The following is a 21,657-nucleotide window of genomic DNA, read 5'->3' as shown; positions in this document are numbered from 1 at the left end:
TAATTAAAAGAAGGAAAAAGCAGTTTCATAAAGAAATGATATATAAAACCGTTAATGAAATGAATGAACGAAGGAGGGCATTGTAATGAGTAAACAAGACGCAGTATACGCTTCAAAAAATGTAAATGAAATTATGGTTGTTGATGATCAGCCAGGCATTCGAATGCTCCTGCGAGAAGTATTTAAGCAAACGGACTACCAAATTGTGACTGCGGCGAATGGCGAACAGGCACTGGAACTACTGAAAAAAGAGGATTTGCAGCTGGTTTTGCTGGACATGAAAATTCCGAGGATGAATGGCCTGGAAATTTTGCACAAAATAAAGGATCTAAAACCGGAAGTGAAAGTAATCATTATGACTGCTTATGGCGAAAATACGATGGTTCAGGAGGCATTGAGGAGCGGTGCAGTCGCCCATTTTACCAAACCGTTTGATCTCCATGAACTTATCGCTACGGTTGAAAAAGAATGTCCAAATCGCAATTAGGGAGTCTGAAGCAGGCAAGCCCTCAAGACAGTCGTACACACAGACATAAATGATTGGTTATGCTATAATGCTAACAGAATCGTTTATTTCGAACGGCATCCTCATCATTGTTCACTTTATTTTTTATTAAATAAAGATCATTTCTTTCACTCTGTACATATAATGATTTTGTCCGTTTGTTTTCACGCATAAGTTTCCAATAGGCACTTTTTAAAATGATGTAAAAGGAAAAGGAAGTATTCTGACCATGGATAAATTACTTATTGAAGGCGGCACACGTTTAAATGGAACCGTTCAAATAAGCGGTGCAAAAAATAGTGCTGTCGCATTAATTCCGGCCACCATTCTTGCTGATTCACCGGTCACTATTGACCAGCTTCCCGATATTTCTGATGTGCGCACGCTATGCAAGCTCTTGCGTGAGATTGGCGGAACGGTATCCTTTGAAGACCATACGTTTACTGTCGATCCGAGGAAGATGGTGGACATGCCGTTGCCGAACGGCTCGGTAAAACGATTACGTGCTTCTTACTATTTGATGGGAGCCATGCTCGGCAGATTTCACAAAGCGGTGATCGGTCTTCCCGGCGGATGCAATTTGGGTCCGCGTCCTATTGATCAGCATATTAAAGGATTTGAAGCGCTCGGAGCGAAGGTAACAAACGAACGCGGTGCTATTTATTTGCGTGCAGAATCCTTACATGGTGCGCGTATCTACCTTGATGTTGTCAGTGTCGGTGCGACGATCAATATTATGCTGGCCGCAGTCAAGGCTGAAGGGCAGACGATCATTGAGAATGCGGCAAAAGAACCGGAAATTATTGATGTAGCAACGCTTCTGACCAGCATGGGTGCAAAAATCAAAGGGGCAGGCACAGATGTGATTCGTGTTGAAGGCGTGCAGGAACTGCATGGATGTAGGCATATGATCATTCCGGATCGCATTGAAGCAGGGACATTCATGATTATCGGTGCTGCAGGGGCCGATCATTTGTTGATCGATAATGTTATCCCTCAGCATGTTGAATCACTCACGGCGAAACTGAGAGAAATGGGCGTTGAGGTTCAAGTTGGAGAGGATCAAATTCTGATTTCGAGGAGCGAGAGTCGCCTGAAGAATGCAGATGTCAAAACGCTGGTCTATCCCGGCTTTCCTACGGATCTGCAACAGCCCCTGACCAGCTTGCTGACCCAGGCGGCAGGAACCAGCATTATTACGGATACAATCTATGGTGCGCGGTTCAAACACATCGACGAATTACGGCGAATGGGTGCCAATGTTAAGGTGGAAGGGCGCTCGGCCATTTTGAGCGGTCCGTCGGATCTCGAGGGTGCTAAGGTACGCGCTACCGACTTGAGAGCAGGCGCATCTCTGGTCATTGCCGGACTAATGGCTAAAGGAATTACGGAGATTGTCGGCGTGGAGCATATTGATCGGGGCTACGATCACATTGTGGAGAAATTGCGCAGCATTGGTGCAAATATTTGGCGGGAGCCTCTGCTCGAAGCCGAGGCGAGAGAAAGTCTTAAGGAACAAGAATAACCGTGAACAAAAGGATCCGCACGGGAAGCTTTATACGTTTGCCTTGCGGGTTTCTTTTTTACATAAATAGGAACCAGTAGATGCTCAGCGGTACAATTGTAAGTTTAGGCCTATCTCATTTTAAAAAAACTCGGATTTGTCACTTTTTTTCGTTAGCCTCTAATGAAATGCACGACTAATGGTTGATAAAAAGGGTATAATATGTTAATAATGAGATAGAATATTTTTATAATAATTTATAACGGTAATAAAAAAATATTGTTTCCAGTTTTTTTGAAAAATTACACTATTTTAAGGAAACTGTGCTATTGTTCGCGAAGGATTGAAATCGCTCAACTGGCTGTGTCAAGCTGTTTCATACTAAATTCCTCCCCCCCTCTAGATGCACAGTTCTGTGCAATTTTCGGATTAATTCTTTTTTAAGAAAGATCATTTATGATTAACGCAAGATAGAGCTCTGCGTTTGATATAGCGAGGATAAATTTTAAAAAAGCGTGGTGTGAGAATGCCGATTACATTAGCAGAATTAGAAAATATGAAACTCAAAGAATTATATGAGCATGCGAAAGAGTTTAAAGTATCTTATTATAGTAAATTGAATAAGAGAGAATTGATTTTCTCGATTTTAAAAAAACAGGCAGAAAAAGACGGTTTGTCTCTCATGGAGGGTGTTCTTGAAATTATTCCCACTGAGGGTTTCGGCTTTTTGCGTCCGATTAATTACTCGCCAAGCTCTGAGGATATTTACATTTCAGCTTCGCAAATCAGACGTTTTGATTTGCGTAATGGAGATAAAGTCACAGGCAAGGTACGTCCTCCAAAAGAAAATGAACGCTATTTCGGATTGTTGAGGGTTGAAGCAGTTAATGGAGAAAATCCGGATACCGCGAAGGAACGTGTGCACTTCCCAGCATTGACACCGCTCTATCCGAATCGGCATATGGTGCTTGAGACAACAGAGGAAGACTTTTCAACGCGCATCATCGATATGATTTCCCCGGTCGGCTTTGGGCAACGAGGAATGATTGTCGCACCGCCGAAAGCCGGCAAGACAACATTGCTCAAATCAATTGCGAACAGTATTACTGTCAATTACCCGGAAGTCGAACTCATTGTTCTGCTCGTTGATGAACGTCCGGAAGAAGTAACGGATATTGAACGTTCTGTAAAAGGCGATGTGGTCAGCTCAACCTTTGACGAAGTGCCGGAAAACCATGTGAAGGTATCAGAGCTTGTTCTTGAACGGGCAATGCGGTTGGTGGAACATAAACGAGATGTGGTTATCTTGATGGACAGTCTGACCCGTCTCGCCCGTGCGTATAACCTAGTTATTCCGCCAAGCGGCCGAACACTTTCCGGTGGTATTGATCCGGCTGCTTTCCACAAACCAAAGAAATTTTTCGGTGCTGCGCGGAACATTGAAGAAGGCGGGAGCCTGACCATTCTGGCTACTGCGTTAGTCGACACAGGATCGCGTATGGATGATGTTATTTATGAGGAATTTAAAGGGACGGGCAACATGGAGCTGCATCTTGATCGGCGTCTTGCCGAACGAAGAATTTTCCCGGCTATTGATATTCGTCGTTCCAGTACACGTAAAGAAGAGCTGCTTGTTGATCGCGATCATTTGGATAAACTTTGGACGATGCGCAAAACAATGGATGAATCCTCCGATTTTGTGGAACATTTTTACAAGAGAATCCGTGAAACGAAATCAAATCAGGAATTCTTCGATATTTTCGATAAAGAGAAAAAAGGCAGTCTGCAGTCTAAATAAGGACATTTGTTTAGACTGGATCCTCTGAATTGTTGTTGAAACCCCATTTGGAGCATCACTCTCTTGCAAGAATTCGGCTTGCAAACACTGCATACGCCTGTTATAATACTCGTTGTGCATTATGCTATTGAACGCAATAAGACTCTGGTTTGAAAGAATAATCAGGGCGCAAAGGAGATGAATGAGATGAAAGCAGGCATCCATCCTGACTATCACAAGGTTGTATTTATGGACGCAAGTACTGGTTTTAAATTTTTGAGCGGTTCAACGAAGAAATCGAATCAAACGGTTAAATGGGAAGACGGAAACGAATACCCATTGATTACTGTCGAAATCAGTTCCGATTCGCATCCATTCTACACTGGCCGTCAGAAATTCGCTGACAAAGGCGGACGTGTCGATCGGTTTAAACAGAAATATAATCTTAAATAAGATTCGTTTGAAGTCCAGAGAGAAAACGGCATGTTCCGATGCGATGCAAATGGTGCGGAATTGGCCGTTTTTGTTTTTTTGGACAAGTTAATCATACATGATCAGCGGCAGGCAGGGTTATTCTGCCTGCTTTTTTCATTAATGAACAATAGGAATTATGAAAGGACGAACAAGGCATGGCTCAACTTTTCTTTAAATACGGTGCAATGAACAGTGGAAAATCAATTGAAATTATCAAGGTTGCCCATAACTATGAGGAACAAGGCAAATCCGTCTTGTTGTTTACTTCCGGAGTTGATAATCGTGATGAGGTGGGATCAATCTCAAGCCGAATCGGCTTTAAAAGACGTGCAATCCCCATTTTTAATACCACGAATGTTTTTACTGAAGTGAGCGACTATCAGTCGCGTCCTCACTGTGTACTTATTGACGAGGTCCAGTTTTTGTCTAAGGAGCATGTGCTTCAGCTTGCAAAAATTGTTGATCAATTACATATCCCGGTGATGGGCTTCGGACTCAAAAACGATTTCCGTAATGAATTGTTTGAAGGCAGCAAATACATGTTGCTTTACGCGGATAAAATAGAAGAGATGAAAACGATTTGCTGGTTCTGTGAACGAAAGGCGACCATGAATCTTCGTATTGACGGAGAAGGGAAGCCTGTTTATACAGGAGATCAGATCCAGATCGGCGGTAATGAAAGCTACTATCCGGTTTGCCGCCATTGCTACAGCCATCCTCCGATCATATGATCCGAACCCTTTGCCGATTCCAATGATCTGACGTTTATCAGGCGCAGTCCTTTTTGGTTTGTTTAAAGGGAATGTTAATGGATCCGTACAGTCGACTTGTGATCCATCACTGAAACTCAGGTATTATGATAATATAATAAGGGAAAGAAAAACGGACGGATATGAGCGACGCATAAATGGCGGGGTGGATGAAATGTTTGAACGGTTACAGTCCATGGAAGACCGATATGAAAAGTTAAATCAGCTGCTGGCTGATCCGAATGTAATCGGTGATCCAGCTAAATTACGCAAGTATTCTAAGGAGCAGTCGGATTTACAAGACATTGTTACGGTCTATCATAAATATAAAGCTACGATTGCGGAGCTGGCGGATGCTAAATCGATGCTTGAAGAGCAATTGGATGAGAGCATGAAAGGCATGGTTCACGATGAGATCAGCCGTCTTGAACAGGATCAGGAACATCTTCAGGAAGAGTTAAAACAGAAGCTCATTCCCAAGGATCCCAATGATGACCGAAATGTTATTCTTGAAATACGTGCTGCTGCTGGAGGCGATGAGGCTGCACTTTTTGCCGGTGACTTGTTCCGAATGTACTCACGTTATGCCGAACAGCAAGGCTGGAAAACCGAGGTCATTGATGCTAGTCCAAATGAAATTGGCGGGTATAAAGAAATTGTATGTATGATCTCGGGAAAAGGAGCTTTTTCGAAACTGAAGTATGAGAATGGAGCGCAGCGCGTGCAGCGCGTTCCGGAAACTGAATCGGGTGGACGAATTCATACGTCGACGGCGACAGTAGCCGTTTTACCGGAAGCTCAAGAGGTCGAAGTTGAATTGAATGATAAGGATATTCGCGTTGATCGATTTGCTTCAAGCGGGCCGGGCGGGCAAAGTGTCAACACAACGATGTCGGCAATCCGTCTGACACATATACCAACCGGTATTGTTGTCTCTTGTCAGGAGGAACGGTCTCAGATTAAAAATAAAGAAAAAGCAATGAAAGTGCTGCGCGCACGTGTTTATGACAAGTATCAAAAAGAAGCACAGGCGGAATACGATTCAACAAGAAGGTCTGCTGTCGGAACCGGGGATCGTTCGGAACGGATTCGTACCTACAATTTTTCACAGAATCGTGTGACGGATCACCGCATCGGTTTGACGATCCATCAGCTGGACCAAGTGTTAAACGGCAAACTCGATGATATCATTCATGCGCTGATCTTGAATGATCAGGAAAAGAAAATGGAACAGGCGGATGCCGGGTGACTGAAAAAAGATACGAACTGCTGAAGTGGGCATCCTCTTATTTGAATGCACACCACCGAGATGAAAATATAGGAGAAATACTGCTCTGCGCACGCCTTGGTCTTTCAAGAACGGACCTTATTGCGGATGCAAGGGAAAATGTCGCTAACGAGGATGCAGCGTGGATCCGAAGCAGGGTCGAAGATCATGTGCTGCATGGGACCCCCGTCCAATACATGATTGGATCAGCGCCTTTCTATGGCCGAACATTTAAAGTCACACCGGATGTGCTGATTCCACGCCAGGAGACTGAGGAACTGATTTGGCGTGTCGGCCAATGGGCGAATCGCTATGCAGCAGATTTGAGACAGCCGTCCGTTTGTGATATCGGTACCGGAAGCGGTGCAATTGCGATTACGCTGGCACTTGAGCATCCGGATTGGCATGTTTCTGCCGTTGATATTTCAGAGAAGGCTTTGAATGTTGCAAGAGAAAATGCGGCTGCGCTAGGCGCACATGTAGAGTTCAGACACGGAAATCTGCTTAGTCCGTTGCAGGGGGAATCATTCGATTTTCTGGTTTCTAATCCGCCGTATATTACTCAGCAGGAAATGAGTGAACTGGATGACACTGTAGGGGACTATGAACCGCATTTAGCGTTGTTCGGCGGGGAAGACGGCTTAGATTTTTACCGGCAAATTATTGATGCACTGCCCTCGGTTTTCGGACATGCCCATACTTTTATCACGGCCTTTGAAATTGGTGCCACTCAAGGTCAGGCTGTCGCTGATCTGATTCGTCATAAATTTTCTGATCAAATTGAGGCACTGTCAGTAGAAAAGGATATTGCCGGATGTGAACGCAATGTCATGGCAGCCCTGAAAAATTTGTCGCATGAATAAATTGAGTACCTGTGTTTAAATTCCCATTTCCGTGTCCACACTGTTTGGTGAGGAGGCGGGAAACGTGAAAAAATCATTTGGCTTCATGCTCTTATTAACTATTAATCTAGTACTTGTATTCTTTTTCTGGCAATACAGCACAACGAAAGCAGATCAAAAAGGGCCGATTCCGCAAAATGCGATTCGACTGCGTATTCTTGCAAATAGCGACTCTCCGGCAGATCAGGCAGTAAAGCGCCAGGTTCGCGATGCAGTAAATAAAAACATTACGCAGTGGGTTCAGGATCTAAAAACATCGAATCAAGCAAAACAAGTCATTCGTGCACATATGCCGGAGCTGAGGGCTACGGTTGAACGGACGCTGAAACAAGCACATGCGGACAGCACTTATAAAATAAAATTAGGCCAGGCTGATTTTCCTACGAAAATGTATGGCAACTTTGTCTATCCGGCAGGGAAATATGATGCCCTAGTTGTAACCTTGGGTGATGGCAAGGGGGCTAACTGGTGGTGTGTGCTCTTCCCGCCGCTCTGCTTCTTAGATTTTTCAAACAGTGAAGCGGTCGCAAATCCTAAAGCTGCTGCTCAGGAAAAAGCAAGTACGCAAAGTACTTCGGAACCTGCAAAAGAATCAAAAGCGCAGCTGGCGAAGCAGCCTGAACAGAGCAAAGATTCGGTTACCGCATCTCCAGAAATGCAGTCAAAGCAAAGTGAAGATCCGGCAGCCGAAACTCCTGAAAAACAAGCGGATCAAGTTGAAGTACACTCGTTTGTTGTTGATTTTTTCGCCAAGGTTTGGCATTCAATTGCTGGGTAAAAGCATTAGCATTGCACACGGCCTGTTCGAATGGTATGGTGTATACGGAAACAACGTAAGGTCGGAGATACTCCGGCCTTATTTGACGCAGAAAAGAAAGTAGTTTGATAGAGCATAGCTAATGGAAAAAGGGGAAACGAATATGATAGAAACGCAAGTGTGGCGAGTAGATCCCAATGCTCCTGATCTTGAACATACACCTCAGATCAAAGCGGCAGCGGAAAAACTTGTCCAAGGTGAAATCGTTGCCTTTCCGACTGAGACCGTTTATGGGCTTGGCGGGAATGCAAAATTACGGGATTCCGTACACAAAATCTATGAAGCAAAAGGGAGACCGAGTGATAATCCGCTAATTGTGCATGTAGCTAATCTGGAACAGGTGCGCGCTATATGTACCGAAATTCATCCAATTGCCAAAAAATTAATTGATACGTTTTGGCCGGGGCCGCTGACGCTGGTATTGCCATCGCGGGGAGAGGTTTCTAATGCGGTTACGGCAGGTTTATCAACAGTCGCAGTACGTATGCCAAGCCATCCGGTCGCACGTGCATTGATTCTTGCCTCCGACTTGCCGATTGCTGCGCCGTCGGCCAATAGTTCCGGAAGACCGAGTCCGACTCGAGCAGATCATGTGTTTCACGACTTAGATGGGAAAATTGCAGGTATCCTGGACGGAGGAGAGACAGGTGTTGGAGTTGAATCTACGGTTGTCGACTGTACAACAACCCCGGTTACAATTCTTCGCCCAGGCGGTATATCAAAAGAACAATTAATAGAAGTAGTTGGCGCGGTGGCAGATGATCCCGGTCTGACTCGGTCAGACCAGACACCTAAGGCACCCGGCATGAAATATAAACACTATGCTCCGGAAGCAGTTATGTATTTGGTACCGGCAGGCAAGGACAGAATTCATGAACTCATTGCTGCAGAAAAAAACAGCGGCCGTACGATCGGTGTACTGACAACCGAGGAGAATAGGGACAGCTACTCTGAGGCAGAGACTGTTCTTGTTTGCGGCAAACGGAGCGAGCCGGAAACAGTGGCGCATCATTTGTTTGACGTACTGCGCAGCTTTGACCAAAAAAATGTTGATGTCATCTATAGTGAAACATTTTCAGAAGCCGGAATCGGCAAAGCAATTATGAATCGGCTGTCTAAGGCAGCAGGTGGCAGGGTCATCGATTGATCGGTTCAAAATGAGAAAACTGTTATGGTTATAAATATGAAAAAGAGCAGGATATTGAGTCTTGCTCTTTTTTGTTGTTGACTTTAATTTTGGCAACTTGCTTTAACTTTTTACGGTTTCACTTTTACGTTTTATACTCCGCAGTCCATGTTTGGCTGTACATTCTCTTATCGTTTTTTCCTAAATCAAGGGGATTCGAGATTCTATTTTTTTAGGGACATGCATAGAGTGTTCGTATGGACAAGAGGGGGGAACGGACATGGCTGCGAATCTGATCAATCAGGGATTGGCGTTGTGCGTAATGTCTGTTGCATTAGGCATGGATGCTTTTTCTGTTTGTGTAGGCATGGGCATGACGGTATTCCGATTAAGAAAGGCAGCTTGGGCCGGCATTTGGATTGGTCTTTTTCATATGCTCATGCCGCTCATAGGCATGACACTGGGCCGATTACTTTCTGCTCGATTTGGAGCAATCACAGAAATGGCAGGCGGCTTGCTTTTGCTGTTGATTGGTCTTCAAATGATCCTTTCTTTGGCAAGAAGAAATGAAACACAATCAGGATTCGCCTATACATCAGATGCCAGCCTGCTTCTGTTTGCGCTGAGCGTCAGCATCGACAGTTTTTCGGTAGGGTTGAGCATGGGATTATTCGGAGCTGAGGTACTTGCGGCAGTTATTATGTTCGGTTTAACGAGCATGGCTATGGCATGGACTGGCTTTTATATTGGGCGAAAAACCGGAAAATATTTTGGACGATATGGCGAAGCACTCGGAGGCATTATCCTATTTGTTCTCGGACTGAAACTTCTTTTGCATTTCCATATTTAATACCAGCAACTTTCCCTTGAATTCGTCAATTTATTTCCCAGGCAATCACATCAACACTGAACGATGTCGAACATTGCGTATCATTTACTGATCAACAGTGCAACCTGCTATAATAACGAGTGTTAATGGATGATAAATAGTTCCTTGTAGAGGAAGGTTTAAAAGATGAAAGTAATCGACGAGTCAATTAGTGAAGCGGTGACTCAGGCACTTGCCGATTTGGAAGCGGCGATGCCTTTTAGTGAACGGACACTGTTGGTTATCGGATGCAGTACAAGCGAGGTTGCAGGAAAACATATTGGTACAGCGGGATCTTTGGAAGTGGCAGCTTCACTATTTCTTGCTGTTCAAAAATGTCATAATCGAACAGGGGCTCGTTTCGCTTTTCAATGCTGTGAGCATCTCAATCGCGCACTGGTCATTGATCAAGAGGTTGCGCGGCAGCGCTTTTATGACGAAGTGACTGTTCGGCCGATTCGCCATGCCGGAGGATCAATGGCTACCTATGCATTTGAGCACATGACGAATCCTGTGATGGTCGAATTCATTCGTGCGGATGGAGGCCTTGATATCGGTGATACACTGATCGGTATGCATCTGAAGCACGTTGCTGTTCCTGTGCGCAGTCAGCGAAACGAAATAGGACATGCCCATCTTGTTATGGCACGGACACGCCCCAAGTTAATCGGCGGTGAACGTGCTGTCTATCCGGAAAAAATTCGGTGAGTCGGCTCAATATGAATGAACGGTAACTAATGAGGACGGTTGTTTACCGCCTTTTTTCTTTGTTTCCGTCATACGGCTGAAGTCTTAATAGCATTTTTTTACTGATCTTTAATAACAATCATGCTTTTCCAAAATTTTGTAAATTATGGGTGAACTAGTCTCAGGATACTGCTGAAAATATCAGTTGTGATCAGGAAAAGACCCAAACAGAAAGCATGCGGAAATCATAACCAAAATGGCCGTGGATCTGATTTTATTCACTGTTAAAGGATAAAATGTGATAAACTTTACTTGAATTAGACTCGAGAGGAGTGGCACACCTTCATGAAGGGTATTAAAGCGAACGATCCTGAACTGTATCAAGCAATTGAGAAAGAATTAGGTAGACAGAGGAACAAAATTGAACTGATTGCATCGGAAAATTTTGTCAGTACATCGGTGCTTGAAGCGGCGGGCTCAGTTCTAACCAATAAATATGCGGAAGGCTATCCGGGACATCGCTACTATGGCGGCTGTGAGTATGTCGATATCGTCGAAGATCTTGCTCGAAGTCGGGCACTTAAGCTGTTCGGCGGCGATCATGTGAATGTGCAGCCTCATTCAGGTGCTCAAGCGAACATGGCTGTATATGAAACCATATTAAAACCTGGCGATACAGTGTTGGGCATGAGATTGGCACATGGCGGGCATCTGACACATGGCAGCCCGGTCAACTTCAGCGGGCAGCTCTATAACTTTGTGGATTATGGTGTGACAAAGGAAACACAAACGATTGATTATGACGAAGTCGCTCGTCAGGCAAAAGAACATAAACCGAAACTTATTGTGGCCGGAGCAAGTGCTTATCCGCGCATCATCGACTTTAAAAAGTTCCGCGAGATTGCTGACAGTATTGGAGCGTATCTCATGGTTGATATGGCACATATTGCGGGACTTGTTGCCGCCGGACTTCATCCGAGCCCAGTACCTTATGCGGATTTCGTTACGACAACCACACATAAGACGTTGCGCGGCCCGCGCGGCGGCATGATTATTTGTAAGCAAGAGTTTGCGAAAAAACTCGATAAAGCGATCTTCCCGGGAATTCAAGGCGGCCCGCTGATGCATATTATTGCTGCAAAGGCAGTTGCCTTAGGTGAAGCACTTAAACCTGAATTTAAAATTTACGCAGCCCAGATCATTGCGAACAGCAAGGCGTTTGCAGCGACTCTTCAGGAACAGGGTATCGATCTTGTTTCAGGAGGAACGGACAATCATCTTGTACTTGCCGATGTGCGCAACCTTGGCATTACAGGAAAGAAAGCGGAAGCTGTTCTTGACGCTGTTGGAATCACAACGAATAAGAATGCGATTCCGTTTGATCCGGAAAAGCCGTTTGTGACGAGCGGGGTACGTATGGGCACGCCGGCGGTAACAACACGAGGATTTAAAGAAGAGGATATGAAAGAAGTCGCTTTAATCATTGCGCTGGCACTCAAGAATCCAGACGATGAACAGACTTTGGAAGAAGCAGCACAGCGTGTGCACGCACTGACTGAGAAACATCCGTTGTATCCTCAAGGAACCGGCGCTTTTGCCTGATTGCTAAAACGGACTGCTTTGGGAGAATTTATTTCTCCCTTTTAATATGATTAAAATTTCCGGTTATCCGCTGAAGATGATCGAGGACGGAGGAATAAAATGGGTAAATTGGTAGTACTTAATCATCCATTAATTCAACATAAATTGACGATGATACGAGATCATAAAACAGGCACTAAGGCTTTCCGCGAATTGGTGGACGAGGTTGCTACTTTGATGGCCTTTGAAATTACTCGCGATCTTGCTTTGGAAGAAGTGGATGTACAGACGCCGGTCGCAAAAGCAAAAGCGTATAAAATTGCCGGGAAGAAACTAGGTATCATTCCAATTCTTCGTGCGGGCTTGGGCATGGTTAATGGAGTTCTGAATTTAATTCCTGCCGCTAAAGTGGGTCATGTTGGGCTCTATCGCGATCCCGAAACGCTGAAACCTGTTGAATATTATGTTAAACTGCCTGCCGATATTTCGGAGCGCGATTTAATTATTGTAGATCCAATGCTGGCAACCGGCGGTTCAGCAGCGGCGGCGATTACTTCACTAAAGGAGCGCGGCGGAGTCAACATTAAGCTGATGTGCTTGATCGGAGCTCCGGAGGGTGTTAAAGAAGTGCAAAAAGAACATCCTGATGTAGACATTTATCTCGCAGCTCTTGATGAAAAATTGAATGAGCATGGCTACATTGTCCCAGGTCTGGGGGATGCCGGGGATCGGTTGTTTGGTACAAAATAATGGTCAAATCGTGTGCCATCCATGAAAAACATTTTCTTTTCCTGACATAATATGTGAGGAATATTTTCATTGTTGGTGATTTGTCACATTTTTATTGTGCTGACTAAGGAAAAAGTGATTAGAATTCTAGATATAAAGAATATATATCAAAAAAGCAATAATAATTTAATATGCCAACCGCAATGATTAAAGTCACAATTGTTTCGCTAATTATTGCATAAAGATAGCGCTTTCGTTAAAATATTAAAGAAAAGTCATTTTAATGAACAGTTTCTAAAGATGATTATATAAGGAATTTCTTCGACAATAGGCAAAAGAGCCTGTGAACGATTTATGTCTGACTACAGTTTTGGCCGACCATTTTCGAAAACTTTATAATGTATTTTTCTCTCGGTTAAGCCATGTCTGAACAGAACAGCTGAATCATCACTGCTGAGGAGGCCTTATGAAGCAGAATAAAAAACCGAATTCGTTGCAGATTGCTGCAACGGTAAGTGCGATGGGATTTGAGGTTTTCGCTTTTATCATCATTGGAGCGCTGGGCGGGGACTATCTTGATGGACGATATGGAACGGGACATCTGTGGCTGCCCATTTGTGCAGTTGCCGGTTTCTTTCTGGGACTGTTCAGCTGCTTCTATACCTTGAAATCCTTAATGAAGGAATGACAAGCGATGAAACCGGTCATGGAATGGTTTTCACGTGTTTTAATGATTGTTGCGATTATCTATACAAGTGTATTTGGGTTAATCTGGTTTTTGATACCGGCGAGAGCGCTGGCCAGCGGCTTTCTCCTCGGCGGATTAATCAGTTTATATAATGTTTTTCATTTGTCGTTTCGCTTAAGGATAGCCGGACTTCGGGTTCAATCAGGTGCCCGCCATTTAGCGGGATTACATATGACCGTACGCATAGCAACCATTGTTTTTGGTGTGCTGATGGTTTATCGTTTTCCAACCCGTATTGATTATCGATCTTTTGTGCTGTCGCTGTTGTTTGGCTATCTAATGCTTGTGACGGTGATGAGTTATTATTATTTGAAAGGCAATGGCACGACTTCTTCGGATGAAGGGGGGGAGACTCATGGATCTGACTCCGAAAGTGAAATTTCTCGGAATGACATTTGATGTCACGTTGATGATTGGATCAGTGGTTTCCGCACTAATCGTCATGCTGATTGTATTCTTGTTAAGTCGTCGGCTTACCGTACGTCCGAATGGACGACAAAATGTGATGGAGTACATCATTGATTTTATCAGCGGCATTACGGGTATGATGCTTGAAAAGAAAGAATCAGCCAAATATTTAAGCTTTGCACTGACCACCTTTCTTTTCATTTTAATTGCCAATTTGCTTGGCGTTATCGTCATTGTATCTGGAACAGCCAGCGGGCCAATTCCGTCACTAGGTATTACGGCTAGCGGCTTGGAAATGGCGAAGAACTCGGTCAGCTGGTTCAAATCACCGACGTCTGACATCAATGTTACGGTAGCAATGGCTGCTGCAATCTTTCTCTATTCGCATTTCGCAGGTATTGCCAAAAGTCCGCTTGGCTATCTGCAGCACTATGTAAAACCGTTTTGGTGGATGCTTCCGATTCACATTATTGACGAAGTATCGAAACCGGCAACACACGCATTACGACTTTGGGCGAATATTTTCGCTGGTGAAGTGCTCATTATCATTCTTCGCGAAGGCGCCTTTTATTTCACCGGAGTGCCGCTCTTTGTTTGGATGGCTTTCTCCATTTTCGTCGGATGCATCCAGGCGTATATTTTTACAGTGCTGGCAATGGTGTATATCGCTCAAAAGGTGGGAGAGGAATAATGCCTGTTTCTAAATGGGACGCTCTTCCGCAAGCGATGGTAAAAAACATAGACAAATTAGGAGGAATCTTGTTATGAGTTTAGCAGTTCTAGCTGGTGGTATCATGATCGCATTCGGTGCGCTTGCAGCAGGTATTGGCAACGGTGTACTTTTCAGCCGCTATTTGGAAGGAATTGCCCGTCAGCCGGAAGCTCAAGGTACTTTATTCGGACAATCAATGATCGCTCTTGGTCTTGTTGAAGCATTACCTGTCATTTCAATCGCTTTTGGTATTTTGGTGCTTTTCGGTATCATCGGATGATCCAGCCGAATTTTTCGGCAATGAATCATTGAGAAAATCTTTAGATCGAAAGGAGTGGCAAGAGCTGTGCTGTCATTTTCTTTAGGAAGTATCATTTTCCAATTAGTCGTCATGATCTTGTTGATGATCTTCGTCGCAGTTGTCGGCGTACGACCGGTTGTAGCGATTATGGAAAAGCGAAAAAAATACATTAACAGTCAAATTGACGACGCTGAAAAGAAAAGTCAGGATGCTGAATCCTATTTGGCTGAACAGAAATCGGAAATCGAACGGATTCGCAATGAAGCCCATGGCATTCTTGAACAAGCAAAGAGTCAGGCAAGTGCTGAAGCGAAAGCAATTATTGAAGCAGCGAAAAACCGTTCGGATCTGATGATTAAAGACGCGAATGAAGAAATTGGCCTTGAGAAAGAGAAGGCAATTGCCGCAATCCGCGATGAAGTCGCCGACCTGTCGGTTCTGCTCGCATCTAAGGTGCTTGAAAAGGAAATTAATCCTAAGGATTATTCAAATGAGATTGACCAGTTGATTAAACAAGTGGGGAATCAGCGATGAGCGAAATCGTAGCGAACCGTTATGCTAAGGCGCTTTTCGAGGTTGCAGAGGAGCGAGACTCCATCGATGCGATTGAGTCTCAACTGCATAGTGTGGCCGAGGGTCTTTATGAACATGAAGATCTGCGTCGAGTTCTGATGCATCCTCAAGTAAGCAGTGACAATAAAAAAGAACTTGTAAACAAGCTGTTTGAAAAACAGGCAGGTGTTGAAGTCCTTAATCTGCTGAAATTGCTCATCGACCGCAAGCGTGAAGCCATAATCGATGAAGTGCTTGAAGCCTACACGCACATGGCGAACAAAAAACGCGGTATACTCGACGTAACGATCACAACCGCTGCTGCTTTGGACGAGCAAGAAAAGAAAGATCTTGCTGAACGTCTGGGCAAGGCGCTTGACAAGAAGTTGAGCATCCACGCTAATGTTGACAAGGCAATTATTGGAGGTATCCTGCTTCGTATCGGCGATCGCCTTTTCGACGGATCAATCGCAGGTAAGCTTGCAGGCTTCAAACAGGAGATTAAAGTAGGGAGACAGGGGTGAAAATATCGTGAGCATTAAAGCGGAAGAAATCAGCTCATTGATTAAACAGCAGATTGAAAATTATCAATCCACTGTTGAAGTGAGCGAAGTCGGTACTGTCATCACTGTCGGCGACGGAATCGCCCGCGTCCACGGTCTTGACAGTGTTATGTCGGGCGAGCTTGTCGAATTTTCCAACGGCGTCCTCGGCATGGCCCAAAACCTTGAAGAGGACAACGTCGGTATCGTCATTCTCGGCCCTTTTACAGATATTCATGAAGGTGACCCGGTAAAACGAACTGGACGCATCATGCAAGTGCCTGTAGGCGAAGCACTGCTTGGTCGTGTAGTCAATCCGCTGGGACAGCCGATTGATGGAAAGGGACCGATTGTAACAGATAAATCGCGTCCGGTTGAAAAGAAAGCACCAGGCGTTATGGATCGAAAATCAGTGTTCGAACCGATGCAAACCGGCATTAAAGCAATTGATGCAATGATTCCGATTGGCCGCGGCCAGCGTGAATTGATTATCGGCGATCGCCAGACCGGTAAAACATCAATTGCGATCGACACGATTATTAGCCAAAAAGATCAAGACGTTATCAGTATTTACGTTGCAATCGGTCAAAAAGAGTCAACGGTTGCGGGTGTTGTAAACACGTTAAAAGAATACGGTTGTATGGATAAGACGATTGTCGTCTCTGCCGGAGCATCCGAGCCGGCTCCGTTACTTTATTTGGCTCCATATGCCGGAGTTACAATGGGCGAAGAGTTCATGTACAACGGTAAACATGTGTTGATTATTTACGATGATTTGTCCAAACAGGCAGCGGCATACCGTGAACTTTCCTTGCTGCTTCGCCGTCCGCCGGGTCGTGAAGCATTCCCGGGCGACGTTTTCTACCTGCACTCGAGACTGCTGGAACGTGCGGCAAAATTGAGTGACGAATTAGGTGGCGGTTCAATTACCGCGTTGCCGATTATTGAAACGCAGGCCGGGGATATTTCAGCCTACATTCCAACCAACGTTATTTCGATTACTGACGGACAAATTTTCCTTGAATCGAATCTTTTCTATTCAGGTATTCGTCCTGCAGTTGATGCCGGTACTTCCGTATCCCGTGTTGGTGGTGCTGCACAGATCAAAGCAATGAAGAAAGTTGCCGGTACCTTGAAGCTTGATTTGGCTTCGTATCGTGAACTTGAAGCATTTTCGCAATTTGGATCTGATCTTGACAAGGCTACGAAAGCGAAGCTGGATCGTGGTGCTCGTACGGTTGAAATTCTTAAACAGGATCTTCACAAACCGTACCCAGTCGAAAAACAAGTTGCAATTCTGTATGCTTTGACGAAAGGCTATGTTGATGATATCGCGATTGCTGACGTTAAACGTTTTGAAAAAGAACTGCTTGCCTATCTTGAACAAAACGGCAACGGCATTCTTGATAAAATTCGTGAAACAAAGCAGCTTCCGGATGATCAGGCATTTGCTGATGCGATTACCGCATTCAAAAAGACTTTTGTTCCTTCTAAGGCCGAATAAGCCCATAGGAATATCGCATATACACTATTTTGAAAGACGCACATTCTTCTGAAGATTGGCCTGATCCGATTGGTTATGGATGCTACATAATTAAGATCAGACGGGCTTTCAAGGGTGGTGAACGAACATGCCTTCAATGCGTGATATAAAAGAAAAAATCGCTTCTACAAAACAGATGCGAAAAATTACCAAAGCAATGCAAATGGTTGCGGCAGCAAAATTGAATCGCGCGCAGGCAACAGCACAGGACTATTCGGCATATGCGGATAAACTGCGCGAAGTTGTGGCAAGTATCGCGAGCACCTTGCCGAAAGGCGGAAACAGCAAGCATCCGATGCTTGCCAGCAGGCCGGTAAAGAAAACCGCGTATCTGGTCATTACTGAAAACCGAGGACTTGCAGGCGCTTATGACAGTACCGTATTAAAATATACGCAAAATTTAATTCGGGAAAAACATGAGTCCAAAGATGAATATTTAATCCTTGTGACTGGCAAAGTGGGATTGAATTTCTTTGAAAAGCGCGGCTATCCTGTCGCTCTTAGCAAAACAGATGTTCCGGATACAATTGCTTTCGATGATGTATTGGATTTCGCTAAGCAGGCAATCAGCTTATACGACACCAAAAAAATTGATGAACTGCACTTGATTTATAATCACTTTGTCAATGCAATCTCGCAAACCTTGGTGGATAAACAGCTGTTGCCGTTGACGGATCTTGAAAGCAAACCGAAGGAAAAGGTCCGTTATGTCTATGAACCAGATGAAGATGAAGTGCTTGAGAGCTTGTTGCCTCTTTATGCAGAAGGTCAAATCTATGGTGCTTTGCTTGACGCAAAGGCAGCAGAACAGGCAGCCCGCATGACTGCGATGAGAAGCGCTTCGGATAACGCAAGCGATATTATCGATCATTTGTCTCTTTCTTATAACCGTGCGCGTCAGGCCGCCATTACTCAGGAAATTACTGAAATTGTCGGCGGCGCAGCCGCTCTCGAATAACCGATTGTTAGAAAATGCTGATAGGAGGTAGTTTCATGAACAAAGGGTATGTAACTCAGGTCATGGGCGCCGTTGTTGATGTTAAGTTTGAACGCGGCCATCTTCCTGAAATATACAACGCTCTGACCGTAAATTATAAAGCTCAGTCCTCCAATGAAGCGGACATTCATCTGACTCTTGAGGTCGCGCTACACCTCGGCGACGACTCCGTGCGCACGATCGCTATGGACTCAACCGACGGACTTGTCCGGGGCTTGGAAGTAGAAGATACCGGTGCACCAATTTCGGTGCCTGTTGGTGAAGCAACACTTGGACGTGTATTCAACGTACTTGGAGAAGCTATTGATGGCAAACCGGTTGCTCCTGAAGTTGAAAAACACGCGATCCACAGAGATCCACCGAAATTCGCGGAGCTATCAACGAAAACGGAGGTTCTTGAAACAGGTATCAAGGTTATTGATCTTCTGACTCCTTATATTAAGGGTGGAAAGATCGGCCTGTTCGGCGGCGCCGGCGTAGGTAAGACCGTCCTGATTCAGGAACTGATCCACAACATCGCTGAGGAACATGGTGGTGTGTCTGTGTTTGCGGGTGTAGGCGAACGAACACGTGAAGGCAACGACCTTTACTATGAAATGACGGACTCAGGAGTTATCAAGAAGACCGCCATGGTGTTCGGCCAGATGAACGAGCCGCCGGGTGCGCGTATGCGCGTGGCACTTTCCGGACTGACAATGGCTGAATATTTCCGTGATGTGGACGGACAGGACGTTCTGCTCTTTATTGATAATATTTTCCGCTTTACACAAGCGGGCTCTGAAGTGTCCGCGTTGCTCGGCCGTCTGCCGTCAGCCGTTGGTTATCAGCCGACACTGGCAACAGAAATGGGTCGTCTACAGGAGCGAATCACGTCTACGAAAAAGGGATCTGTTACATCGATCCAGGCTGTTTATGTGCCTGCCGACGATTATACTGACCCGGCTCCGGCGACAACATTCTCTCACTTGGACGCGACGACTAACCTTGAGCGTTCATTGACTCAGATCGGTATTTACCCTGCTGTTGATCCGCTTGCTTCGACTTCACGTGCTCTCTCTCCTGATATTATTGGTGAAGAACACTACGAAGTTGCAGAAAGAGTTCAGATGACGCTTCAAAAATATCGTGAATTACAGGATATCATTGCCATCCTTGGTATGGATGAACTTTCTGATGAAGATAAACTGACGGTTAGCCGTGCTCGCCGTATCCAGTTCTTCTTAGGCCAGAATTTCCACGTTGCCGAACAATTTACAGGCGTTCCGGGATCCTATGTTTCTGTTGAAGAAACGATTAAAGGATTCAAGGGTATTCTTGACGGTAAGTATGACGATGTTCCTGAAGAAGCATTCCGTAACACAGGAACGATTGACGATGTACTGGAGAGAGCAAAGCAACTGGTTTAATGAGCGGCGCATGAACCGCTTAGACCTAATGAAGGGGGCTGGCTGATGAGTACGGTGCATACGGATATTGTCACACCTGCAGGCAAAGTATATGAGGGAGACGTCCATATGGTATGTGTACGCTCCAAGAGCGGAGAATTGGGCATTCTGCCGCATCACTTGCCGATTGTTGCTCCACTAGACATTGCACTTGTCCGATTGAAACATGAAGACGAAAAAATTGTTGACTATGTGGCTGTTCATGGCGGTTTCATTCAAGTGGGCCGAACAAGCATTACGATTTTATCGGAGGCTGCTGAGAAGAAAGCCGATATTGATGTTGAACGCGCTAAGAGAGCGAAAGCGGAGGCTGAAAAGCAGCTGAGCACGCTTCATGAAACTTCTGAAGGCTATGCAGAGGCAATGCTGAAGCTGAAGCGTTCAGAACTTCGATTAAACACAGCGGCTATAGCTGATGCAGTTCCAGAAGCGTAATAGTAAGTAAACTATTTATCGACCGTTCCAAATAGGAACGGTCTTTTTTCACAAGATAAGAAAATATAAGATTTTGCCCCGCTGGTACGACGATAAGGTTATACGTCGCTGATGCCCAATCCGCATTTATCGGATGGGCGATCAGGTAAGCGCCCAATTCTGATAAATAGGCGGAAAAATTACCCTTATTACCGGCGAAACAAGTGCCATGATGCATATAACCGGAAAAGTTCCGCTTATTTTACTCGTTACTTAATGAAGATCAGAATGAGGCGAGATGTAAGAACTTTCGTATGTTAGGACCGGACGTTTTTTGCCCGGTTTTTTTTATTTCTAAAAATCGTCATGTTCAAAAAATGTTCAGATTATTTCAGTATACTTTTTAAATGCGTAAATAAGTAAAAGGCAGGATGTTCTGCTTATGTTATTATTCACGGAAAAAAATTATGAAAAAAAGTGGTTATTTTTCATAATCCGCGATAAAATGATCACAGGCAACTAATTGTTATAGTTACATTAAAAATACATTACTGTTTTATTACAAACAAGGAGATGGATACATTACTTCTTAATGCTCTACGAATTATTTCTTGTTAGGCAAAAAGGGCTTAAGATAAAAGAGCGGTACATAAAAACTATGGAACGGCTCGACCGTTCGTAAACGCGATCAGAAAACAAACAGGCGGTGGCATTTATTGATCATTAATTCGGGTTTTCAGGCAATGATCAACATTTTCGTTCATATTTCCTTTTTAGCGCTTACTTGGTGGGCGCTGCAAAGCGTAAAATTAGAAGCTGCGTTTCGTCATCCAAAGAGCATACAAGCGAGAGCTTTTTATGTCATTCTGGCTATAGCTATCAGCTATCCGGTAGCGAAGTTTTTTCTCGATTATGTGGTTTGGTCTCTGATGCTGCCACAGATTTACGAATGATCTTCAATAGCGCAAATGAGGTCTGTTTTTGACGAAAAGTTCCACGTATTTCTCCC

The 21,657-nt window shown here is 44.6% G+C and carries 24 protein-coding genes; all 24 read left to right on the top strand.

Translation table 11 applies throughout. The features are described 5' to 3' along the window. The first annotated feature begins 85 nt into the window (after positions 1-85). The 24 genes from AC6F33_RS16005 (at position 86) to AC6F33_RS15890 (ending at position 21,601) form a co-directional block, all read left to right on the top strand. A complete protein-coding gene (locus AC6F33_RS16005) occupies positions 86-487 on the top strand; it encodes a response regulator (RefSeq protein WP_480948864.1) in 402 nt (133 codons plus the stop codon). 247 nt (positions 488-734) lie between these two features. Next, the gene (gene murA, locus AC6F33_RS16000; protein ID WP_255748774.1) at positions 735-2,030 is read left to right on the top strand and encodes a UDP-N-acetylglucosamine 1-carboxyvinyltransferase; all 1,296 of its coding nucleotides are present in this window, start codon (positions 735-737) and stop codon (positions 2,028-2,030) included. Positions 2,031-2,535: 505 nt separating this feature from the next. Next, positions 2,536-3,807: a transcription termination factor Rho gene (gene rho, locus AC6F33_RS15995; RefSeq protein WP_255748775.1), complete on the top strand. Its 1,272-nt coding sequence runs from the start codon at positions 2,536-2,538 to the stop codon at positions 3,805-3,807. 186 nt (positions 3,808-3,993) lie between these two features. Beyond that, entirely contained in the window at positions 3,994-4,239 is a 246-nt protein-coding gene (locus tag AC6F33_RS15990; RefSeq protein ID WP_255748776.1) for a type B 50S ribosomal protein L31, read from the top strand. Between the two features lie 176 nt (positions 4,240-4,415). Beyond that, positions 4,416-4,991, top strand: a complete 576-nt coding sequence (locus AC6F33_RS15985; RefSeq protein ID WP_255748777.1) for a thymidine kinase — start codon at positions 4,416-4,418, stop codon at positions 4,989-4,991. Positions 4,992-5,184: 193 nt separating this feature from the next. Further along, the gene (gene prfA, locus AC6F33_RS15980; RefSeq protein WP_255748778.1) at positions 5,185-6,258 is read left to right on the top strand and encodes a peptide chain release factor 1; all 1,074 of its coding nucleotides are present in this window, start codon (positions 5,185-5,187) and stop codon (positions 6,256-6,258) included. Beyond that, positions 6,255-7,139 (top strand): peptide chain release factor N(5)-glutamine methyltransferase, encoded by an 885-nt coding sequence (gene prmC / locus AC6F33_RS15975; protein ID WP_255748779.1) that lies wholly within the window; start codon positions 6,255-6,257, stop codon positions 7,137-7,139. The genes prfA and prmC overlap by 4 nt, the downstream gene beginning before the upstream one ends. Positions 7,140-7,203: 64 nt before the next feature. Continuing rightward, positions 7,204-7,956, top strand: a complete 753-nt coding sequence (spoIIR, locus tag AC6F33_RS15970; protein ID WP_255748780.1) for a stage II sporulation protein R — start codon at positions 7,204-7,206, stop codon at positions 7,954-7,956. A 142-nt stretch (positions 7,957-8,098) separates the two neighbouring features. Next, the gene (locus tag AC6F33_RS15965) at positions 8,099-9,142 is read left to right on the top strand and encodes an L-threonylcarbamoyladenylate synthase (protein ID WP_500777426.1); all 1,044 of its coding nucleotides are present in this window, start codon (positions 8,099-8,101) and stop codon (positions 9,140-9,142) included. 259 nt (positions 9,143-9,401) lie between these two features. Then, positions 9,402-9,971, top strand: a complete 570-nt coding sequence (locus tag AC6F33_RS15960) for a manganese efflux pump MntP (RefSeq protein WP_255748783.1) — start codon at positions 9,402-9,404, stop codon at positions 9,969-9,971. 165 nt (positions 9,972-10,136) lie between these two features. After that, positions 10,137-10,697, top strand: coding sequence for a TIGR01440 family protein (locus tag AC6F33_RS15955; protein ID WP_500777425.1), 561 nt, complete (start codon positions 10,137-10,139; stop codon positions 10,695-10,697). Between the two features lie 324 nt (positions 10,698-11,021). Further along, positions 11,022-12,278, top strand: a complete 1,257-nt coding sequence (glyA, locus tag AC6F33_RS15950; RefSeq protein ID WP_255748785.1) for a serine hydroxymethyltransferase — start codon at positions 11,022-11,024, stop codon at positions 12,276-12,278. Positions 12,279-12,377: 99 nt separating this feature from the next. Continuing rightward, positions 12,378-13,007 carry a uracil phosphoribosyltransferase gene (gene upp, locus AC6F33_RS15945; protein WP_255748786.1) on the top strand — a complete coding sequence of 210 codons (630 nt, stop codon included), beginning with the start codon at positions 12,378-12,380 and terminating at the stop codon, positions 13,005-13,007. 445 nt (positions 13,008-13,452) lie between these two features. After that, positions 13,453-13,674 (top strand): AtpZ/AtpI family protein, encoded by a 222-nt coding sequence (locus AC6F33_RS15940; RefSeq protein WP_255748787.1) that lies wholly within the window; start codon positions 13,453-13,455, stop codon positions 13,672-13,674. A gap of 6 nt (positions 13,675-13,680) precedes the next feature. Beyond that, positions 13,681-14,133, top strand: coding sequence for an ATP synthase subunit I (locus tag AC6F33_RS15935; RefSeq protein WP_255748788.1), 453 nt, complete (start codon positions 13,681-13,683; stop codon positions 14,131-14,133). Further along, positions 14,090-14,833: a F0F1 ATP synthase subunit A gene (gene atpB / locus AC6F33_RS15930; protein WP_500777424.1), complete on the top strand. Its 744-nt coding sequence runs from the start codon at positions 14,090-14,092 to the stop codon at positions 14,831-14,833. Before AC6F33_RS15935 ends, atpB begins: the two co-directional genes overlap by 44 nt. Before the next feature lie 73 nt (positions 14,834-14,906). Then, positions 14,907-15,134: a F0F1 ATP synthase subunit C gene (gene atpE / locus AC6F33_RS15925; RefSeq protein WP_255748790.1), complete on the top strand. Its 228-nt coding sequence runs from the start codon at positions 14,907-14,909 to the stop codon at positions 15,132-15,134. A 66-nt stretch (positions 15,135-15,200) separates the two neighbouring features. After that, on the top strand, positions 15,201-15,689 hold the full coding sequence (gene atpF / locus AC6F33_RS15920) for a F0F1 ATP synthase subunit B (RefSeq protein ID WP_255748791.1): 489 nt from the start codon (positions 15,201-15,203) through the stop codon (positions 15,687-15,689). Then, complete coding sequence (locus AC6F33_RS15915; protein WP_255748792.1) at positions 15,686-16,231, top strand: F0F1 ATP synthase subunit delta; 546 nt, start codon at positions 15,686-15,688, stop codon at positions 16,229-16,231. The genes atpF and AC6F33_RS15915 overlap by 4 nt, the downstream gene beginning before the upstream one ends. A 7-nt stretch (positions 16,232-16,238) precedes the next feature. After that, a complete protein-coding gene (atpA, locus tag AC6F33_RS15910; RefSeq protein ID WP_500777423.1) occupies positions 16,239-17,753 on the top strand; it encodes a F0F1 ATP synthase subunit alpha in 1,515 nt (504 codons plus the stop codon). Between the two features lie 127 nt (positions 17,754-17,880). Beyond that, complete coding sequence (gene atpG / locus AC6F33_RS15905; RefSeq protein WP_480948861.1) at positions 17,881-18,750, top strand: ATP synthase F1 subunit gamma; 870 nt, start codon at positions 17,881-17,883, stop codon at positions 18,748-18,750. Positions 18,751-18,785: 35 nt separating this feature from the next. Further along, entirely contained in the window at positions 18,786-20,195 is a 1,410-nt protein-coding gene (gene atpD / locus AC6F33_RS15900) for a F0F1 ATP synthase subunit beta (RefSeq protein ID WP_255748795.1), read from the top strand. A gap of 45 nt (positions 20,196-20,240) precedes the next feature. Further along, the gene (locus AC6F33_RS15895; protein ID WP_500777422.1) at positions 20,241-20,669 is read left to right on the top strand and encodes a F0F1 ATP synthase subunit epsilon; all 429 of its coding nucleotides are present in this window, start codon (positions 20,241-20,243) and stop codon (positions 20,667-20,669) included. 695 nt (positions 20,670-21,364) lie between these two features. Then, positions 21,365-21,601, top strand: a complete 237-nt coding sequence (locus tag AC6F33_RS15890; protein WP_255748797.1) for a DUF1146 family protein — start codon at positions 21,365-21,367, stop codon at positions 21,599-21,601. Positions 21,602-21,657: the final 56 nt, after the last annotated feature.

Source organism: Sporolactobacillus sp. BBK16-2, assembly GCF_059878335.1.
This window is presented reverse-complemented; position numbering and strand designations above follow the sequence as displayed.

Coding starts and splice junctions, on each gene's coding strand:
- AC6F33_RS15915 (WP_255748792.1), top strand. CDS start 15,686: ATGAGCGAAATCGTAGCGAACCGTTATGCTAAGGCGCTTTTCGAGGTT.
- AC6F33_RS16005 (WP_480948864.1), top strand. CDS start 86: ATGAGTAAACAAGACGCAGTATACGCTTCAAAAAATGTAAATGAAATT.
- atpG (WP_480948861.1), top strand. CDS start 17,881: ATGCCTTCAATGCGTGATATAAAAGAAAAAATCGCTTCTACAAAACAG.
- AC6F33_RS15955 (WP_500777425.1), top strand. CDS start 10,137: ATGAAAGTAATCGACGAGTCAATTAGTGAAGCGGTGACTCAGGCACTT.
- atpB (WP_500777424.1), top strand. CDS start 14,090: ATGGATCTGACTCCGAAAGTGAAATTTCTCGGAATGACATTTGATGTC.
- AC6F33_RS15960 (WP_255748783.1), top strand. CDS start 9,402: ATGGCTGCGAATCTGATCAATCAGGGATTGGCGTTGTGCGTAATGTCT.
- prfA (WP_255748778.1), top strand. CDS start 5,185: ATGTTTGAACGGTTACAGTCCATGGAAGACCGATATGAAAAGTTAAAT.
- rho (WP_255748775.1), top strand. CDS start 2,536: ATGCCGATTACATTAGCAGAATTAGAAAATATGAAACTCAAAGAATTA.
- atpE (WP_255748790.1), top strand. CDS start 14,907: ATGAGTTTAGCAGTTCTAGCTGGTGGTATCATGATCGCATTCGGTGCG.
- AC6F33_RS15985 (WP_255748777.1), top strand. CDS start 4,416: ATGGCTCAACTTTTCTTTAAATACGGTGCAATGAACAGTGGAAAATCA.
- AC6F33_RS15990 (WP_255748776.1), top strand. CDS start 3,994: ATGAAAGCAGGCATCCATCCTGACTATCACAAGGTTGTATTTATGGAC.
- atpD (WP_255748795.1), top strand. CDS start 18,786: ATGAACAAAGGGTATGTAACTCAGGTCATGGGCGCCGTTGTTGATGTT.
- AC6F33_RS15935 (WP_255748788.1), top strand. CDS start 13,681: ATGAAACCGGTCATGGAATGGTTTTCACGTGTTTTAATGATTGTTGCG.
- AC6F33_RS15965 (WP_500777426.1), top strand. CDS start 8,099: ATGATAGAAACGCAAGTGTGGCGAGTAGATCCCAATGCTCCTGATCTT.
- upp (WP_255748786.1), top strand. CDS start 12,378: ATGGGTAAATTGGTAGTACTTAATCATCCATTAATTCAACATAAATTG.
- AC6F33_RS15895 (WP_500777422.1), top strand. CDS start 20,241: ATGAGTACGGTGCATACGGATATTGTCACACCTGCAGGCAAAGTATAT.
- AC6F33_RS15940 (WP_255748787.1), top strand. CDS start 13,453: ATGAAGCAGAATAAAAAACCGAATTCGTTGCAGATTGCTGCAACGGTA.
- murA (WP_255748774.1), top strand. CDS start 735: ATGGATAAATTACTTATTGAAGGCGGCACACGTTTAAATGGAACCGTT.
- glyA (WP_255748785.1), top strand. CDS start 11,022: ATGAAGGGTATTAAAGCGAACGATCCTGAACTGTATCAAGCAATTGAG.